Source organism: Streptomyces sp. NPDC001492 (genome assembly GCF_053597275.1).
This window is the reverse complement of the sequence record NZ_JBSFHW010000062.1, coordinates 34068-49787: the sequence shown is the minus strand read 5'-3', so window position 1 is coordinate 49787 and position 15720 is coordinate 34068. Positions and strand designations below refer to the sequence as shown.

Below are 15720 nucleotides of genomic sequence, written 5' to 3'. Positions count from 1 at the left end.
GCGACGGGTCCGGCAAGGGGCATTCGGGCGACGGGTCCGGCAAGGGGAACTCCGGCAGCGGATCCGGCGACCAGAACGCGCAGCCCACGACCACCGCTGCGGAGACCGGGCAGCCCGCGAACGACGGCAAGCCCACGATCTCCAGCACGTCGGAACCGAGGGTCTACGCGACGTCCAAGGCCTCCCACAGCGCCGCGGCCGCTCCGGCGAACGGCGGCACCAACGCCGGCGGCACCTCCGCCCAGCCCCAGGGCACAGGCGGGAACGGCGGCGCGGTCGGCAACCTGACCGAGCCGCAGGCGGCCCAGAGCGGCGCGCTGGCCGAGACCGGCACGACCTTGTGGCCCGCCACGGCCGGTACCGTCCTGCTCCTCGCAGGGTTGTTCCTGCTGACCCGTACCCGGCGCAATTACCTGCGCTGACGCCTGGGGCCGCCGCCGATCCGGCGGCGGCCCCTGCCGGTGCTCCCGCCGCCCTCACACCGGACGGACACGGCATCGGTGCCAGGAGCGGACCACCTGCGCACCTGGACACCCCAGACCAGCAGCGCCGCCAGGGCGATCGCCCCGACGGCCGTCGACATCCCGGCCTGGACGCCGACCCGCACGGTGAGGGCGCCGGCCACCAGGGCGCCGAGCGGAACGCCCAGGCCCGAGGAGAGCATCCGGCGCGTGGTGTTGACCCGGCCCTGGAGCTCGGGCGGCGTCACTTCCTGGGAGTAGGTCATCGTGTTCACCAGGACGACGAGGTAGGCCGACCCCCACACGCTCAGGGCGACCAGCGTGACCCGCCAGTCCGAGCCGAGGACGACCACCAGGCCGAGCAGGGCTCCGACGGGAAGCACCCCCAGCAGCAGGGGGAACGCCTCGAATCGCCGCCGCAGCCGGGGCAGCAGGAAGGATCCACCGATGCCACCGGCACTCCATCCCATGTACAGCAGGCCGATCCGCCCGTCGGAGCCGTGGATGCCCAGCACGCGGTCGGCGAAGACGACGAGCTGACCGATGATGGCCCCTCCGGAGAAGGACTGCAGGGTGCCGACGACCGTCATCAGGCGCAGCGTCCGGTGCTGGTGCAGGAAACGGAGTCCTTCCCGGACGGACTCCCTGAACTCCGGCCGCTGCACCGCCGGCTTGCCGGAGGGGGCGGTGTGTGTGACTGCCTTGAGGAGCAGGGCGGAGGCGGCGAAGGACAGGGCGTCCAGCGCCAGGGTGCCCGCCGGGCGGAACAGCACGATCAGGCCACCCGCCACCGCGTTGCCGGCGATGCGTACGACCGTCTGTGCGCCGTAGACGGCGCTGTTGGCCTCGGTCAGTCTGTCCTTGCCGACGATGTCGGGGACGAAGCCGTACACGCCCGCGTCGAAGAAGAGGCCGAGAGCGGCCGAGGCGAAGGCGACGACGAGAACCTGGCCGCCGGTCAGGACGCCCAGGGCGGAGGCGGCCGGCACGGAGGCGATGCAGGCGGCGTTGAACCAGTCGGTGAGGATCATCAGGCGGCGCCGGTCGGTCCGGTCGGCCACGGTGCCCGCGATCAGCCCGAAGACCACGTAGGGCAGGGTCGCCGAGGCCGCCACCAGGGAGACCATCAGCGGCGAGCCGGTCTCCTGGAAGGTCAGCACGGGCAGGGCCACCGTGGTGACGGCGGATCCCAGCCCGGAGACCACACGCGAGAGCCAGAACCAGCGGAAGTCGGGAAGGCGGCGCAGGGGGATGTCCGGTGCTTCGGGTGGTGGATCGCCTATTTCCTTGCGGGGCAGGGAGGTCATCGCGGGAGACAGGTCCTTTCGTCGGGGTGTCGTCCGGCGCCGCCAACAGGAACCGGGCGCACAACGCGTGACACCCCATCAGCAGATTGCTGATGGGGTGTCAGATGGAGTGCGGTGTGTTTCAAGACGGAACCGGCCGCTCCGATGGCGGCCCGCGACGTCCGCGGAGGCGGAGCGTGAGCGAGAGGGTTCCGGAAACCCGCAAGATCATAGCAGGCGGCGCCCGTCAGCTCCACTGCTCCGACTGTCGCACCGCCTGCTCGACCTCCGCCTCGACCTCCTTGCGAGGCTTGCCGGACTCCTTCGCATACTCGGTGACCGACGTCCGCGCCTCGCGGGCCAGGTCGCGCCAGGCGCGGCGGGCGGTCTCATAGGTGTCGGCCTGCTGTCCGCTCCAGCCACCGGGCTGGGTCACCGGGCCGTACGAGTGCTGCAGCTCCTCGACCCGGAGGTGCGCCTCGTCGGCTGCGCGCTGTTTCTCGACCAGCTCGTCGAAGGAATGTGTCACGCAAATGGAGCATAGGCGCACATTTGCCATGTCGCGCGCCGAGCCCTGGCCGCTCGGGCCGGCACCGCCGAACCGAGCGGACCGGCGGGCAGGCCGCGGGCTCTCACCCCTTTCGGGTCAGGGCCTCGCCGAGCAGTTCCCGCGCGGTGTCCAGCGCCGCGGCCCGGTCCGCCGGCACCATGCCGATCCGGGTACGGCGGTCGAGGACGTCGGACTCGTCGAGGGCACCCTCGTGGCGCACCGCCCACACAAGTTCGGCGGCGGTCACCGGGTGGCCCGGCAGCACCCTCTCGCCCAGCCGGGGCTCGTCCGCGCCGAGTGCCAGGACGGCCGGTGCCTCGGTGCCGTAGCGCCGTACCAGATGGCGAGGTGCCTGCACCGCCTCGAGTGTCCGAGGGGACGCGGCGCCGACGAGCGGGAGCGCGGCCGTGGGGGAGGGGCCGGCGGGAAGGCGGCGGGCGGCGACGGCGGCGTCCACGGCGTCCTCGGCCATCCGCCGGTAGGTGGTGAGCTTGCCGCCGACCACGGTGATCACGCCCTCGGACGAGGTGAGCACCGCGTGCCGGCGGGAGATGTCGGCGGTCCTGGCTGCGGCGCCGGACCCGGCCTGTGGCGCGGTGTCCAGCAGGGGGCGCAGTCCCGCGAAGGCCCCGACGACGTCCTCGCGCCGGAGGGGGACGTCGAGGACCGAGCCCAGGACGTCGAGGAGGAAGCCGATGTCCGTCTCGGGCGCCTCGGGGACGTCGGGGATCTCGCCCTCGACGGGTTCGTCCGTGAGGCCGACGTAGACCCGCCCGTCCCCTTGGGGCAGGACGAGGACGAAGCGGTTCGTCTCCCCGGGAATGGGGATGTGCAGGCCGGCCGGGAGCGGCCCGAGGTGGTCCGAGCGCAGGATCAGGTGGGTGCCGCGGGAGGGGCGGATGCGGATGCCGTCCACCAGGCCGCCCGCCCAGACACCGGAGGCGTTGATCACCGCGCGGGCCCTGATCTCGCCCTCCTCGCCGGTGAGTTCGTCGCGGACGCGGGCACCGGAGGCGGTCAGTTCCAGCGCCCTGACCCGGGTCAGGACGCGTGCCCCGTGGGCGGCCGCGGTGCGGGCGACGGCGGTCACCAGACGGGCGTCGTCGACGAGGCGGCCGTCCCAGGACAGCAGACCGCCGCGCAGCCCGTCGGTACGCAGGGCGGGGGCCAGATGCCGGGTCTCCAGGGCGGAGAGCCGGCGGGGCGCGGGCAGGGTGGCCCGGGCGGTGCGGGCCGTCAGGCGCAGGGTGTCGCCGGCCCGGAAACCGGCCCAGGCGAGCGCTGCCTGACCGCGGGAGACCAGCGGGGTCAGGGGCAGGACGAACGGCTGCGCGCGGACCAGGTGGGGTGCCGTGCGCTCCATCAGCACGCCCCGCTCGACCGCGCTCTCGTGGGCGACGTCGAGCTGGCCCGAGGCCAGATAGCGCAGTCCGCCGTGGATGAGCTTGCTGCTCCAGCGGGAGGTGCCGAAGGCCAGGTCGTGGGCGTCGACGGCGGCGACGCTCAGGCCGCGCGCCGCGGCGTCCAGGGCGGCTCCGGCACCGGTGGCACCGAGACCGACGACGAGGACGTCCACGGCGGGGCCGCCGACGGTCTCGGCCAGTTCGCGCGAGCGACGGACGGCGGACAGGGACGATCCGGGGGCGGCAGGGCTGGGGCTCATGGCGTGAGGGTCCTCTCCAGGATGGAGCGCAGCTCCGCGAGGAAGGCCGCGGAGGACAGGTCGGCGTCGTCCTCGTCGGTCATGGTCCGCAGGGACAGGGTGAAGGACTGGACGATCAGCAGCAGGGCGCGGGCCTGGCGCTCGGGGTGGCCCACGCGGACCGACCCGTCGGCGTGCCCTTCCTTGAGGCCGTCGGCCAGCAGTTCCAGGAGGGCGATCTGGCTGGCGCCGCGACGGTCCAGCACATAGGGCAGGAGCAGTTCGGGATCGACGTCGACGATCTTGCGGAAGAGGGGGTGCGCGCGGAAGGACTCCACTCCCGCCACCAGTCCTTCCACAAGAAGGCTGCGCGCGTTCGCGTCCGGTCTGCGCTCGGGTATCGCCCGCGTGGCCGCGTCGACCCACTCACGGGTCATCAAGTCTCCGACCAGCGTGCGCACATCGGGCCAGCGCCGGTACAGCGTCATCCGGGAGACGCCCGCGCGGCGGGCCACGTCGGTGAGTGTCGTCCGGCGGACCCCGACGGCCAGGACACAGTCCCGCACCGCGTCGAGCACCGCATCGCTGTCCGAGCTGTTGTGACGAATAGGCGTCATGTGTCACAGTGTAACGCCTCGACGCCCTGCGGGGATGGTCGGAGAACAGCCCGAAACGGAATCGCTCGAAATCGACCGGTGAGGACGACAGTCATGGACATGCTGTGGAGCGGCTGGGGCGACCCGGCCAGGGCCACGCCGCTGCCCGACACGGTGATCGGGCTGTTGCGCGATCTGCTCGGCGTCAAGCCGCGCAGCGCCGAGCCGGTCGGCCTGGCGGACATCGCCGTTGCGGACGGGCAGTTGGAGCCTGCGGTGCATCGGGCCCTCGTGGCGGCCGTGGGCGGCGAGGAGTACGTGCGTACCGACGCGGAGACCCGCATCCGGCACACCCGCGGCAAGTCCACCCCCGATCTGCTGCGCATCCGGGAGGGCGACGTCGAGGACACCCCGGCGGCGGTGCTGCTCCCGGCCGGCCACGACGAGGTGCTTGCCGTGCTGCGCGCGTGTGCCGAACACGGCCTGGCGCTCGTCCCGTTCGGCGGCGGCACCTCCGTCGTCGGCGGACTCGCCCCCGGGCGGCGGGGCACCTTCGTGGCCCTGGACCTGCGGCGCATGGACGGCCTGCTCGCCCTGGACCCGGTCTCCCGCACCGCCACCCTGCAACCCGGTCTGCGCGCCCCGCAGGCCGAGGCGCTGCTCGCCGAACACGGCTTCACCCTCGGCCACTTCCCGCAGTCCTACGAGTGGGCCACCATCGGCGGTTTCGCCGCCACCCGCTCCAGCGGCCAGGCCTCGGCAGGCTACGGCCGCTTCGACGAGATGGTCCTCGGCCTCACCCTGGCCACCCCCGAGGGCACCATCGATACGGGCCGGGCCCCCCGCTCCGCCGCCGGACCGGACCTGCGCCAGCTCGTCCTCGGCTCGGAGGGAGCGTTCGGCGTGATCACCTCCGTGACCGTCCGTATCCGCCCGGTCGCACGGACTCGTGTCTACGAGGGCTGGCGCTTCCCCTCCTTCGAGGAGGGCGCCGCCGCACTGCGCCGGCTGGCCCAGGACGGACCGCGCCCGACCGTGCTGCGCCTGTCCGACGAGACCGAGACCCTGATCGGCCTCGCGCAGCCGGACGCGATCGGCTCCTCCGACGCCCAGGCGGCCGCCGGATGCACGGCGATCGCCGGCTACGAAGGCACGGAGGACGACGTCTCGTACCGCCGCGAGCGCGCGGCGGCCGTGCTGCGCGAGTGCGGCGGCACGCCGCTCGGCGAGGAGCCCGGCGAGCGCTGGGCGCACGGCCGCTACTCGGCTCCCTATCTGCGCGACGCCCTGCTCGACGCGGGTGCCTTCGCCGAAACGCTGGAGACGGCGACCTTCTGGTCCCGCGTCCCCGCGCTGTACTCGGCCGTACGCGACGCGCTCACCACCACACTCACCGAGGCCGGCACCCCGCCCCTGGTCATGTGCCACATCTCGCACGTCTACGAGAACGGCGCCTCGCTGTACTTCACCGTCGTCTCCGCCCAGGGCGAGGACCCCCTCGCGCACTGGACCCGGGCCAAGCACGCCGCCAACGAGGCGATCCTCACCGCCGGCGGCACCATCACCCACCACCACGGCGTGGGCACCGATCACCGGGACTGGTACGTCCGCGAGGCCGGTCCGCTGGCCGTCGAGGCCCTGCGCGCCGTGAAGCGGCGACTGGACCCGGCCGGACTCCTCAACCCCGGGGTGCTTCTGCCCCTCGACGCCTGACCGTCACCCCTGTCCGGCAGTACCGGCCCGTCCGCCCTCGGAGGCACACCGATGCGACAGTTCACCGCCGTCGTCAACCCCACCGCGGGCGGATCCACCTCGGCCGCCGCGCTCCTCGCCGTGGCCCGGCTGCTGCGGGAGGCCGGCGCCGAGCTGCAGACCGAGTACAGCCGCAGCCTGGCCCACGCCCAGGAACTTGCCCGGCAGGCGGGCGGCCGGGGCCGGGTGGTGCTCGCCGTCGGCGGGGACGGTATGGCCGGCGGCATCGGGGGCGCCCTCAGCGGCAGCGAAACCGTCCTCGGCCTGGTCCCGGCCGGCCGTGGCAACGACTTCGCCCGCGCCCTCGAACTCCCCACACAGCCTGCCGAGTTGGCCGAGGTGCTGCTCCACAGTGAACCGCGCGCGGTCGACACCATCGAGGTCGAGTCCGCCGTCCACGACCGCACCGTCGTCCTCGGCAGTGTGTACGCGGGCGTGGACGCCCTCGCCAACCGCCACGCCAACCACGCGAAACTCCTGCGGGGCGCGGCCTCCTACTACGCCGGCGGCCTCCGGGCCGTCACCACCTGGCGGCCGGCCCGCTACCGGGTCACCGTCGACGGCAAGGAGCACCAGCACACCGGCTACACGGTGGTGGCCGCCAACTCCGGCTACTACGGCTTCGGCCGCCGCATCGCCCCCGACGCCCGCGTGGACGACGGCCTCCTGGACGTGGTGATGATCAGCGAGGCACCCCGGCGGCTCTTCTTCGCCCTGATGAACGAACTCAAGACGGGCAGCCACGTCCACCGGCCACAGGTGCGCATCCTGCGCGGCAAGGAGATCACCATCTCCGCCGACCGCGACGTGCCCTACGGCGCCGACGGCGAGGTCGAGGCCGTCCTGCCCGTCACCCTCAGAGTGCTGCCGGGAGCGCTGCGGGTGCTGTACTGAGCGCCCCTGCGGATGATCCGCAGCAGGCCCTGTCCCTCGTCGTCATCGATGCCGGACCAGGAGATGCTGCCGGTCGGTCAGCCTGCTGTCGCGCGCTGCGGGACCTGCTCTCGCGTCCACGCTTTTGCGCCCTCACCAGTTCTTCTTGATCGCTCCTGACGTCACCGTAACGGGCGAACGGTGCGTGATACGGCACTAGGGTGCGGGTGTGCCCACCCTGCTGATCGTGCATCACACACCCTCGCCCCACTGCCAGACGATGCTGGAGGCCGTCCTCTCCGGTGCCACCGCGCCCGAGATCGAGGGCGTCGAGGTCGTGCGGCGGGCGGCGCTGGCGGCCACGGCGTCCGACGTGCTGGCGGCCGACGCCTATCTGCTCGGCACCCCGGCCAACATCGGCTACATGTCCGGAGCCCTCAAGCATTTCTTCGACCAGATCTACTATCCGTGCCTGGATGCGACGCAGGGCAGGCCCTTCAGCTATTACGTGCACGGCGGCAGCGACGTCACGGGCGCGGTGCGGGGGATCGAGGCGATCACGACCGGGCTGGGCTGGCGCCGCACGGCGAAACCCGTCACCGTCACCGGGGAGCCCGCCACATCCGATGTCGAGGCCTGCTGGGAGCTGGGCGCGACGCTCGCCGCGGGACTGCTCGACTGAGCCCGGGTCAGGGAAGGAGACGCAGGTCACATTCGGCTGCGTCACAACCCGCCGGGCCGTGCCGTCAAAGAGGTGTAACCACCGACAACGGCACAGGAGCGCATCATGGAAGCTCGTCTCAACCTCTTCGAGAACCCGGTCGCGGCCAAGCTCTTCCGGCACCTCAACTCGGCGGGCAGGGTCGTCTCGGACTCGGCGCTGCCGCTCTCGACGCAGGAACTGGTGAAGCTCCGCGCCAGCCAGATCAACGGCTGCGGCATGTGCACCGACATGCACATCAAGGACGCCCTCGCCGCGGGGGAGGACCCGCAGCGTCTCCATCTGGTCGCGGCCTGGAGGGAGGCCAAGGTGTTCACCGACGCCGAGCGTGCCGCCCTGGAACTGGCGGAGCAGGGCACCCGCATCGCGGATGCGGCCGGCGGGGTCACGGACGAGGCCTGGGCGAACGCGGCCAAGCACTTCGACGAGGACCAGCTCGCCGCCCTGGTCGCCACCATCGCCGTGATCAACATGTACAACCGCTTCAACGTCATCGTTCAGCAGCCCGCCGGCGACTACCAGCCGGGCATGTTCGGCTGACACCGGGCATCTGATCCCGTCGGCGAACGGCCGCGGCCCGGGCGCTCTCGCCCGGGCCGCGCTGCCGGTCAGCCTGAAGGACTACCGGTGAGACAAGCTGCCCGCCCTCCTCACCTTCGCCGAGCAGAAACCGGGCGTGGACAGGGTGCTCAAGGTGGTGCCGGCCCACGGATGAACCGTTGGGCCGTATGCAGCAGCCGGAAGAGCCGCACCCCGGCCACGGGGACAGGCTTGGCCTGCACCCACGGCCCGCCCCGGGAGATCTGATGCCCCTTCGCGCCACCCCGGCCCGTCCCTTCCCGCTCCGGACGCGACTGCGGGCGACCGGTGTCGCCGCGGTCTGCCTGGCAGCCCTCTGCCAGACCCCGGCGAGCACCGCCGCCGCACCCGCAGCGCGCGGCAGCGACCTTCAGGGCCAGCTCGAACAGCTCGTCCGCGCCCCCGGCGGGCCGCCCGGCGTCATCGCCGTGCTGCGCAAAGACGGGCACACCCAGGTCGTACGGGCGGGTGTCGCGGATCTCGCCACCGGCCGTCGTCCGAGCCAGTACGACCACATGCGCATCGCCAGTACCGCGAAGGCCTTCAGCGGAGCCGTGGCCCTGAGCCTGGTCGACCGGCACACCCTGCGCCTGAACGAGACGCTCGGCGAACGGCTGCCCCAACTGCCCAAGGCCTGGCACCGCGTCACGCTCCGGCAACTGCTCAACCACACCAGCGGACTGCCGGACTTCAGCGCGGCCCCCGAGTTCCGCAGCATCCTCGCCGCGGACCCGCACCACCACTTCGACTCCCGGCACCTGCTCGACTTCGTCGCCGACCAGCCCCTCAACTTCCGCCCGGGCAGCCAGTACCGCTACTCCAACTCCGACAACATCGCCGTCGCCCTGATGGCGGAGGCGGCGACCGGAAAGTCGTACGAGCTGTTGCTGCGTCTGCTGGTCTACCGTCCGTTGGGCCTGCACGACACGACCCTTCCCCAGGGCTACCTGATCCCCGAGCCCTATCTGCACGGCTACGACGTGGCCGGGCCGCCGCCCCCGGAGGACGTCAGCGAGCTCATCGGCGCCTCCGGCTCCTGGGCCTCGGGCGGCATCATCTCCACCCCCGCCGACCTGACCCGCTTCATCCGCGGCTACGCGGGCGGCGCCCTCTACGGCAAGAGCGTGGTGAGCGAGCAACGGCGCTGGATCGCCGGGGCGTCCGAACCCGCGGGCCCCGGCCGTAACATGGCGGGCCTCGCCATCTTCCGCTACGCGACCCGCTGCGGCGTCGTCCTCGGGCACACCGGCAACTTCCCCGGCTACACCCAGCTCATCGCCGCCACCCCCGACGGCCGCCGCTCCCTGACCTTCTCCGTCACCACACAGATCAACAAGTCCCAGACCCCGGCGCTGCTCAGCCGACTGCGCGCCGTCCAGGAGAACTTCGTCTGTGCGCTGCTGGCACGTTCCAAGCACTGACCCGCTCTCGCTGGCCGCCGCCAAGACGGGGGAAGATGGAGCGGCAAGCGTTTTGGTCAACCGATGTGGAGGAGCGGGCACATGCAGCACGAGCGAGCGGGCAGCCCGGCACGCCCCGAGGACCTCGTCGACGTCGCCCGGCTGGTCACCGCGTACTACGCCCTGCACCCGGACCCGGCCGACCCGGGACAGCGGGTGGCGTTCGGCACGTCAGGACACCGCGGATCGTCCCTGGCGACCGCGTTCAACGACGACCACATCGCCGCGACCAGCCAGGCGATCTGCGAGTACCGCGCCGAGCAGGGCACCGACGGCCCGCTCTTCCTCGGCGCCGACACCCACGCCCTGTCCGAGCCCGCACGGGTCACGGCCCTGGAGGTGTTCGCGGCCAACGAGGTGACCGTCCTCATCGACAGCGCGGACGGCTACACGCCCACCCCCGCCGTCTCGCACGCCATCCTCACCCACAACCGCGGCCGCACCTCCGGCCTCGCCGACGGCGTGGTCGTCACCCCCTCCCACAACCCGCCCGCCGACGGCGGCTTCAAGTACAACCCGCCCAGCGGCGGACCCGCGGGCTCCGAGGCGACCTCCTGGATCCAGGACCGGGCCAACGAGATCATCGCGGCCGGGCTGAAGGACGTACGGCGCATCCCGTACACCCGGGCGATCGCCGCCGAGACCACCCGCCGTCACGACTTCCTCGGCGCCTACGTCGCCGACCTGCCGCACGTGCTCGACCTCGACGCCGTCCGTGCCGCGGGCGTGCGTATCGGCGCCGACCCGCTCGGCGGCGCCTCGGTCGCCTACTGGGGCCGGATCGCCGAACAGCACCGCCTCGACCTGACCGTGGTCAACCCCCTCGCCGACCCCACCTGGCGCTTCATGACGCTGGACTGGGACGGCAAGATCCGTATGGACTGCTCCTCGCCGTACGCGATGGCCTCGCTCATCGAACAGCGCGACCGCTTCCAGGTCGCCACGGGCAACGACGCGGACGCCGACCGGCACGGCATCGTCACCCCCGACGCCGGCCTGATGAACCCCAACCACTACCTGGCGACGGCCATCTCCTACCTCTACGCCCACCGCAAGGAATGGCCGGTAGACGCGGGCATCGGCAAGACCCTGGTGTCCTCCGGCATGATCGACCGGGTCGCCGCCGACCTGGGACGCCGCCTGGTCGAGGTGCCGGTCGGGTTCAAGTGGTTCGTGGACGGGCTGGTCGGCGGCTCGATCGGCTTCGGCGGAGAGGAGTCGGCCGGGGCGTCCTTCCTGCGCCGGGACGGCTCGGTGTGGACCACCGACAAGGACGGCATCATCCTGGCGCTGCTCGCCTCCGAGATCATCGCGGTCACCGGGAAGACCCCTTCGGAGCACTACGCCGCTCTGACCGCCCGCTTCGGCGAGCCCGCCTACGCACGCATCGACGCGCCCGCCACCCGTGAGGAGAAGGCACTGCTCGCCAAGCTCTCACCCGCGCAGGTCACCGCGGACACCCTGGCCGGGGAGGCGGTGACCGGGGTGCTCACCGAGGCCCCGGGCAACGGCGCCGCCATCGGCGGCATCAAGGTGTCCACCGAGAACGCCTGGTTCGCGGCCCGTCCCTCGGGCACCGAGGACGTGTACAAGATCTACGCCGAGTCGTTCCGCGGCCCCGACCATCTGCGCCAGGTGCAGGAGGAGGCCAAGGACGTCGTCATGGCGGCCCTCGGCGGCTGATCGGACGCCACGCCAGGGGTGCGCGGCAGGGCGGGCCGGCGAAGCCGCACGGCGGACTTCGCCGGCCGCCGTGTCGCGAACATCCCGTTAAACGCATAATCTGGGGATTTGCCCCGAAGGGGCCATGGCCCACGGTCCCGCCGGAGTGATCAATGTCCCTCGAGCGTCCGACAGAGGACGGCGACGAATTGCTTGCCCGACTCGGGTCGCTGACCGCCCAGGCCCGCGAACTCGCGGAGCTGCAGCGCTCCCGGGTGGAGCTGGCCCTCGCCCTGCAACGCGGCATGCTGCCCCGGGACCTGCCCGCCGCCTGCCGCTACCACCTTGCCGTCCGCTACGCCCCGGCCTGCCAGGGCCTCAACGTGGGTGGCGACTGGTACGACGCCTTCGCGATGCCCGACGGCCGCATCGGGCTGTCCATCGGCGACGTCCAGGGCCACAACATCGAGGCGGCCGCCTTCATGGGGCAGGTCCGGGTCGGGCTGCGCGCACTCGCCTCCGTCACCGGCGAGCCCGGCGAACTCCTCACCCGCACCAACGACCTGCTCCTGTCCCTGGGCACCGACCTCTTCGCCACCTGCACGTTCCTACGGCTCGACCCGGCCACCGGCGTCCTGGAGAGCGCACGCGCCGGACACATCCCGCACATCTGGGCCACGGCGGACGGACAGTGCGGCATCGCCGAGGACGAGGGCGGACCACCCCTCGGCATCGCGGCAGGCATGCAGTACCCCGTGACCCGCCACCGGCTGACCACCGGCGGGGTGTTGGTCCTGCTCACGGACGGCGTGGTGGAAGGACCCTCGCTGAGCGTCGACGAGGGCCTCGCCCGGGTGGTGCAGCTCGCGGGCAGCGCCGCGGTGGCCGGCATGGAGGCCGACGTCCTCGCCGCAGGCGTGATGAAGGTCGCCGAGCGGGTCGGCCACGAGGACGACGCGGCCGTACTCGTCGTCACCCACGACGGTCCCGGCATTCAGCCATAGGGCCGGACCCGGCTCCTCTCGCCTCGCCGTGCGGGCGGCACCGTTGTCTGATGGCAGCTGTGGTGGGTATTCCGGATCTGCGCCGACCGGCCGTTCGCGCCCTCCAGACGCCGGCCGTCGCCGCCTGCTACTTCGCCGCCGGGCGACTGGGACTTCTGCGGCAGCTCGTCGTCGAGGGTGCCGTCGTCACGCCCATCTGGCCGCCCACGGGCGTCGCGGTGGCCTGTCTGCTCCTCTTCGGCCTGCGCGTCTGGCCCGGTATCGCGCTCGGCGCGCTCCTCGTCGTCATGTCCATCAGCTCGGTCCAGCCCGCCGTGACCGGCACCCTCGTGGGCAACACCGCCGCTCCCGTCTGCGCGTACTACCTGCTGCGCAAGGTCGGCTTCCGCACCGACCTCGCCCGGCTGCGGGACGGCTTCGCGCTGGTCTTCCTGGCCGCGCTGACGGCCACGCTGATCAGCGCGACCGCGGGCGCCGGCCTGCTGGTGCTGACCGGCAAACTCGCCCCCGACGGCTTCTGGCTGGTCTGGTCGGCGTGGTGGGCCGGCGATGCGATGGGCGTCCTGATCGTCACCCCGGTCCTGCTGGTGCTGTACGGCGCGCGCCGCCAACGCTGCGCGCCGCGCTGGAAGGAGGCCGTGGCCCTGGCCCTCATCACGTGCGCCCTCGTCCCCTTCGCGACGCACAGCTCCGTGAGCCTGCTCTTCCTGGTCTACCCGCTCCTGATCTGGGCGGCCCTGCGCTTCCAGCTCGCGGGCAGCATGCTGTGCGCCCTCTACGCCTCCGTCATGGCCACCATGGCGGCGACGGACCAGGTCGGGCCGTTCGCCCGGCTGACCGGCGTCCAAGTGATGATCAAACTCCAGGCCTTCAACGGCGCGATGGCGCTGACCGCGCTGCTCCTGTCAGCCGTGATCACCGAGCAGCTCAACACCAGGCGGTCGGTGGAACAGGCCTGCCAGGAACTGGTCGAGGTCCTGGAGCACCTCACCGCGGGGGAGAACCCGCAGAGCCGGCCGCCCGTCGAGGTGGACGACCGGCACTGACCTCAGTTCCACAGGGGATAGGTCACCGTCGGCGAGAACGTGTCCGGCCTGCCGGCCGGGTATGCGAGGGTCATCCGGGTGTAGTGCCGCAGATGCGGATGCTTCTTCCAGGGCTGCGCCCGGTCGAGCCGGACGACCACCGGGTAGGTGTGGAACTTGCCCGCCGCGCAGTACGGCTTGCAGTCGTTGACGATGTTGACGCCCTCGGCCTTTGCCGAGCCCGCGCCCCACTTGGACCAGTGCAGCGCGGCCAGCCGGCTGTTGCCGTCACCGCAGGCGAGGATGAAGTCCGCCGGGCGCACTTCCGGGTGGAAGAGGCAGTCGACGAGGACAGGGACCCTCGCCTGCTGCCGTGCGGTCTGTGAGACCGGCGGGGACGTCGGCCGGGCCACGGAGGGCGCGCTCGCCGCTGCCGCGAGCGAGGCCGCGAAACAGAGCGTGACCGCCGTACTCAGTGTGTGCCTGCCCATGTCCGCTCCCCGCTGTCGTCTCCTACCGACGCTATGACGCTCTGACGCCAGGACTCGTTCCGACGCTACGACTGCGGGCAGGGATACACCACTCGGATGGAGCAACGACAGGGCTCTCGATGTCGCGTCACTCCCGATGGTGGAGGGCGAACGTGGTCAGGACCGCCGCGTGGTCCGACGGCCAGTCGTTGCCCGCGACGTCCGGCCAGGCGCGCGGGACACCGGTGACGACCGTGCGGGAGTCGACGACCTCGAGGCCGTGGCCGTTGTGCAGGACGTAGTCGATACGGTCCTGCGGTTCCGGTCGGGTGCTGTCCTCCTCGTGGTGGGTGTGGACCGGCGACCAGGTGTGCCCCGGAGCGCGGACCGGATCGGGATGGGCCTCGCGGTAGGAGTCGCGCAGTCCCGCCTCCTCGGCCGCCCTCGTCACCGGCCAGGCCACCTCCGGCCAGTCCAGATGGGAGGGGCTGTTGAAATCACCCGTCAGGATGACGGTCGTCCCGTGCGCCGACTCCGCGATCCGCCGCAGGGCCTCCCGCATCTGGGCCAGCCGTACGTCCTCATGGGCGATCAGCTCGGCCGGGCCCAGCCCGTCGAAGGCCGCTTCGTACGGGCCGTACGGCGTGTAGTGCAGATGCGCCGTCCATACGTCCACCTCGTGGGCGCGGCCGACGCGGATACGGGCGCCCGTCGCTCCGTAGAAGCCGACGTCGGGGTCGCCGAGGCGGGCCGTGATGGGGTGGCGGCTGATGATGCCGAGGTTCTCGCCGGCCTGGTGGTGGTGCCAGCCCAGCGCCTCGGCCAGCTCCCGGGCCGCCGTGCCGGCCGTCTCCTGCAGGCCCACGACATCGGCCTCGGTGTCCAGGATGACCTTGAGCTGTTTGGCGCGGTGGTCGTCGACCTTCGCACCGCCGAACCAGAGGTTCCAGCTCAGCACCCGCAGCCGGGGGACCACCAGGGCCCGCAGCCGGTCCGGGGTCACCTCCTCCAGGCTGGCCACGACCGTGCGCCCGGGGGCGGCCTCGATCGGCGCCAGCGACGGCACCGCCAGCACCGTGCACCCGGCGGCCTCCGCGGAGCTGACCCCGGTGGGGGTGTCCTCGACGGCCACACAGCGCGCCGGGTCGACGCCGAGGGCGCGGCAGGCGGCGAGGTAGGGATCGGGGGCGGGCTTGGTGTGCTCGGTGTCGTCGGCGGTCACGGACACCTGGAAGCGGTCGGCGCCGAGCACGGCCAGGACGCTGTCGGTCACCGTGCGGGGCGAGGCCGTGACCAGGGCGGTCGGGACGCCCTCGCGGGCCAGGGCGTCGAGGAGGCCGAGCGCGCCGGGACGCGGCACGATGCCGGTGCGCACGCGGTCGGCGAACTCGGAGTGCAGCCGGTCGGCGAGATCCGGTGTCCCGGTGAGCCCGCCCAGCCAGGCGGCCGTGTGCTCGACCGGCCTGCCGAGCACCTCCGGCTGGTCGGCTTCGGTCAGCGGCCGGCCGAGGCCCGTGGCCACGTACTGCACCGCCTCCCACCACAGCCGCTCGGTGTCGACGAGCGTGCCGTCCATGTCGAACAGGACGGCCTGGAGCGGGGGTTGGGTCACGGTCTCTTCTTTCGTGTGGGGGGATTT

General features: G+C 72.3%; 14 protein-coding genes and 1 pseudogene. 9 read left to right on the top strand and 6 right to left on the bottom strand.

The window, feature by feature from the left end; translation table 11 throughout:
- A pseudogene (locus tag ACWC1K_RS45250) lies at window positions 1-422 on the top strand (DUF1996 domain-containing protein); the annotation flags it as partial.
- Here ACWC1K_RS45250 and ACWC1K_RS45245 read toward each other — a convergent pair.
- From ACWC1K_RS45245 to ACWC1K_RS45230, 4 genes are all read right to left on the bottom strand, one after another.
- Window positions 410-1768, bottom strand: coding sequence for an MFS transporter (locus ACWC1K_RS45245; protein ID WP_450839444.1), 1359 nt, complete (start codon window positions 1766-1768; stop codon window positions 410-412). The pseudogene ACWC1K_RS45250 and the gene ACWC1K_RS45245 overlap by 13 nt on opposite strands.
- Window positions 1769-1994: 226 nt before the next feature.
- Entirely contained in the window at window positions 1995-2276 is a 282-nt protein-coding gene (locus ACWC1K_RS45240) for a hypothetical protein (protein ID WP_450839442.1), read from the bottom strand.
- Between the two features lie 103 nt (window positions 2277-2379).
- Window positions 2380-3960, bottom strand: coding sequence for a glycerol-3-phosphate dehydrogenase/oxidase (locus ACWC1K_RS45235; protein WP_450839441.1), 1581 nt, complete (start codon window positions 3958-3960; stop codon window positions 2380-2382).
- Window positions 3957-4556, bottom strand: coding sequence for a TetR/AcrR family transcriptional regulator (locus ACWC1K_RS45230; RefSeq protein WP_450839440.1), 600 nt, complete (start codon window positions 4554-4556; stop codon window positions 3957-3959). Before ACWC1K_RS45230 ends, ACWC1K_RS45235 begins: the two co-directional genes overlap by 4 nt.
- Before the next feature lie 93 nt (window positions 4557-4649).
- Between ACWC1K_RS45230 and ACWC1K_RS45225 the strand changes: the two genes are divergently transcribed.
- From ACWC1K_RS45225 to ACWC1K_RS45190, 8 genes are all read left to right on the top strand, one after another.
- Window positions 4650-6248, top strand: coding sequence for an FAD-binding oxidoreductase (locus ACWC1K_RS45225; RefSeq protein WP_450839438.1), 1599 nt, complete (start codon window positions 4650-4652; stop codon window positions 6246-6248).
- A gap of 51 nt (window positions 6249-6299) precedes the next feature.
- A complete protein-coding gene (locus tag ACWC1K_RS45220) occupies window positions 6300-7181 on the top strand; it encodes a YegS/Rv2252/BmrU family lipid kinase (RefSeq protein WP_450839436.1) in 882 nt (293 codons plus the stop codon).
- 208 nt (window positions 7182-7389) lie between these two features.
- Complete coding sequence (locus ACWC1K_RS45215; protein ID WP_450839435.1) at window positions 7390-7842, top strand: flavodoxin family protein; 453 nt, start codon at window positions 7390-7392, stop codon at window positions 7840-7842.
- A gap of 105 nt (window positions 7843-7947) precedes the next feature.
- The gene (locus tag ACWC1K_RS45210; protein ID WP_450839433.1) at window positions 7948-8421 is read left to right on the top strand and encodes a carboxymuconolactone decarboxylase family protein; all 474 of its coding nucleotides are present in this window, start codon (window positions 7948-7950) and stop codon (window positions 8419-8421) included.
- A gap of 266 nt (window positions 8422-8687) precedes the next feature.
- Window positions 8688-9881 (top strand): serine hydrolase domain-containing protein, encoded by a 1194-nt coding sequence (locus tag ACWC1K_RS45205; protein WP_450839432.1) that lies wholly within the window; start codon window positions 8688-8690, stop codon window positions 9879-9881.
- Window positions 9882-9962: 81 nt separating this feature from the next.
- The gene (gene pgm, locus ACWC1K_RS45200) at window positions 9963-11603 is read left to right on the top strand and encodes a phosphoglucomutase (alpha-D-glucose-1,6-bisphosphate-dependent) (protein WP_450839430.1); all 1641 of its coding nucleotides are present in this window, start codon (window positions 9963-9965) and stop codon (window positions 11601-11603) included.
- Between the two features lie 152 nt (window positions 11604-11755).
- On the top strand, window positions 11756-12586 hold the full coding sequence (locus ACWC1K_RS45195) for a PP2C family protein-serine/threonine phosphatase (protein ID WP_450839428.1): 831 nt from the start codon (window positions 11756-11758) through the stop codon (window positions 12584-12586).
- Window positions 12587-12636: 50 nt separating this feature from the next.
- On the top strand, window positions 12637-13632 hold the full coding sequence (locus ACWC1K_RS45190; RefSeq protein WP_450839426.1) for an MASE1 domain-containing protein: 996 nt from the start codon (window positions 12637-12639) through the stop codon (window positions 13630-13632).
- A 2-nt stretch (window positions 13633-13634) separates the two neighbouring features.
- Here ACWC1K_RS45190 and ACWC1K_RS45185 read toward each other — a convergent pair whose 3' ends face one another.
- On the bottom strand, window positions 13635-14102 hold the full coding sequence (locus tag ACWC1K_RS45185; protein WP_450839424.1) for a hypothetical protein: 468 nt from the start codon (window positions 14100-14102) through the stop codon (window positions 13635-13637).
- A 127-nt stretch (window positions 14103-14229) separates the two neighbouring features.
- The gene (locus ACWC1K_RS45180; RefSeq protein ID WP_450839423.1) at window positions 14230-15693 is read right to left on the bottom strand and encodes an HAD-IA family hydrolase; all 1464 of its coding nucleotides are present in this window, start codon (window positions 15691-15693) and stop codon (window positions 14230-14232) included.
- Window positions 15694-15720 lie beyond the last annotated feature (27 nt).

Bases quoted from the DNA above. Each gene is read 5' to 3' on its own strand.
- ACWC1K_RS45245 (WP_450839444.1), bottom strand. From the start codon at position 1,768: ATGACCTCCCTGCCCCGCAAGGAAATAGGCGATCCACCACCCGAAGCA.
- ACWC1K_RS45235 (WP_450839441.1), bottom strand. From the start codon at position 3,960: ATGAGCCCCAGCCCTGCCGCCCCCGGATCGTCCCTGTCCGCCGTCCGT.
- ACWC1K_RS45230 (WP_450839440.1), bottom strand. From the start codon at position 4,556: ATGACGCCTATTCGTCACAACAGCTCGGACAGCGATGCGGTGCTCGAC.
- ACWC1K_RS45225 (WP_450839438.1), top strand. From the start codon at position 4,650: ATGGACATGCTGTGGAGCGGCTGGGGCGACCCGGCCAGGGCCACGCCG.
- ACWC1K_RS45220 (WP_450839436.1), top strand. From the start codon at position 6,300: ATGCGACAGTTCACCGCCGTCGTCAACCCCACCGCGGGCGGATCCACC.
- ACWC1K_RS45210 (WP_450839433.1), top strand. From the start codon at position 7,948: ATGGAAGCTCGTCTCAACCTCTTCGAGAACCCGGTCGCGGCCAAGCTC.
- ACWC1K_RS45205 (WP_450839432.1), top strand. From the start codon at position 8,688: ATGCCCCTTCGCGCCACCCCGGCCCGTCCCTTCCCGCTCCGGACGCGA.
- pgm (WP_450839430.1), top strand. From the start codon at position 9,963: ATGCAGCACGAGCGAGCGGGCAGCCCGGCACGCCCCGAGGACCTCGTC.
- ACWC1K_RS45195 (WP_450839428.1), top strand. From the start codon at position 11,756: ATGTCCCTCGAGCGTCCGACAGAGGACGGCGACGAATTGCTTGCCCGA.
- ACWC1K_RS45190 (WP_450839426.1), top strand. From the start codon at position 12,637: ATGGCAGCTGTGGTGGGTATTCCGGATCTGCGCCGACCGGCCGTTCGC.
- ACWC1K_RS45185 (WP_450839424.1), bottom strand. From the start codon at position 14,102: ATGGGCAGGCACACACTGAGTACGGCGGTCACGCTCTGTTTCGCGGCC.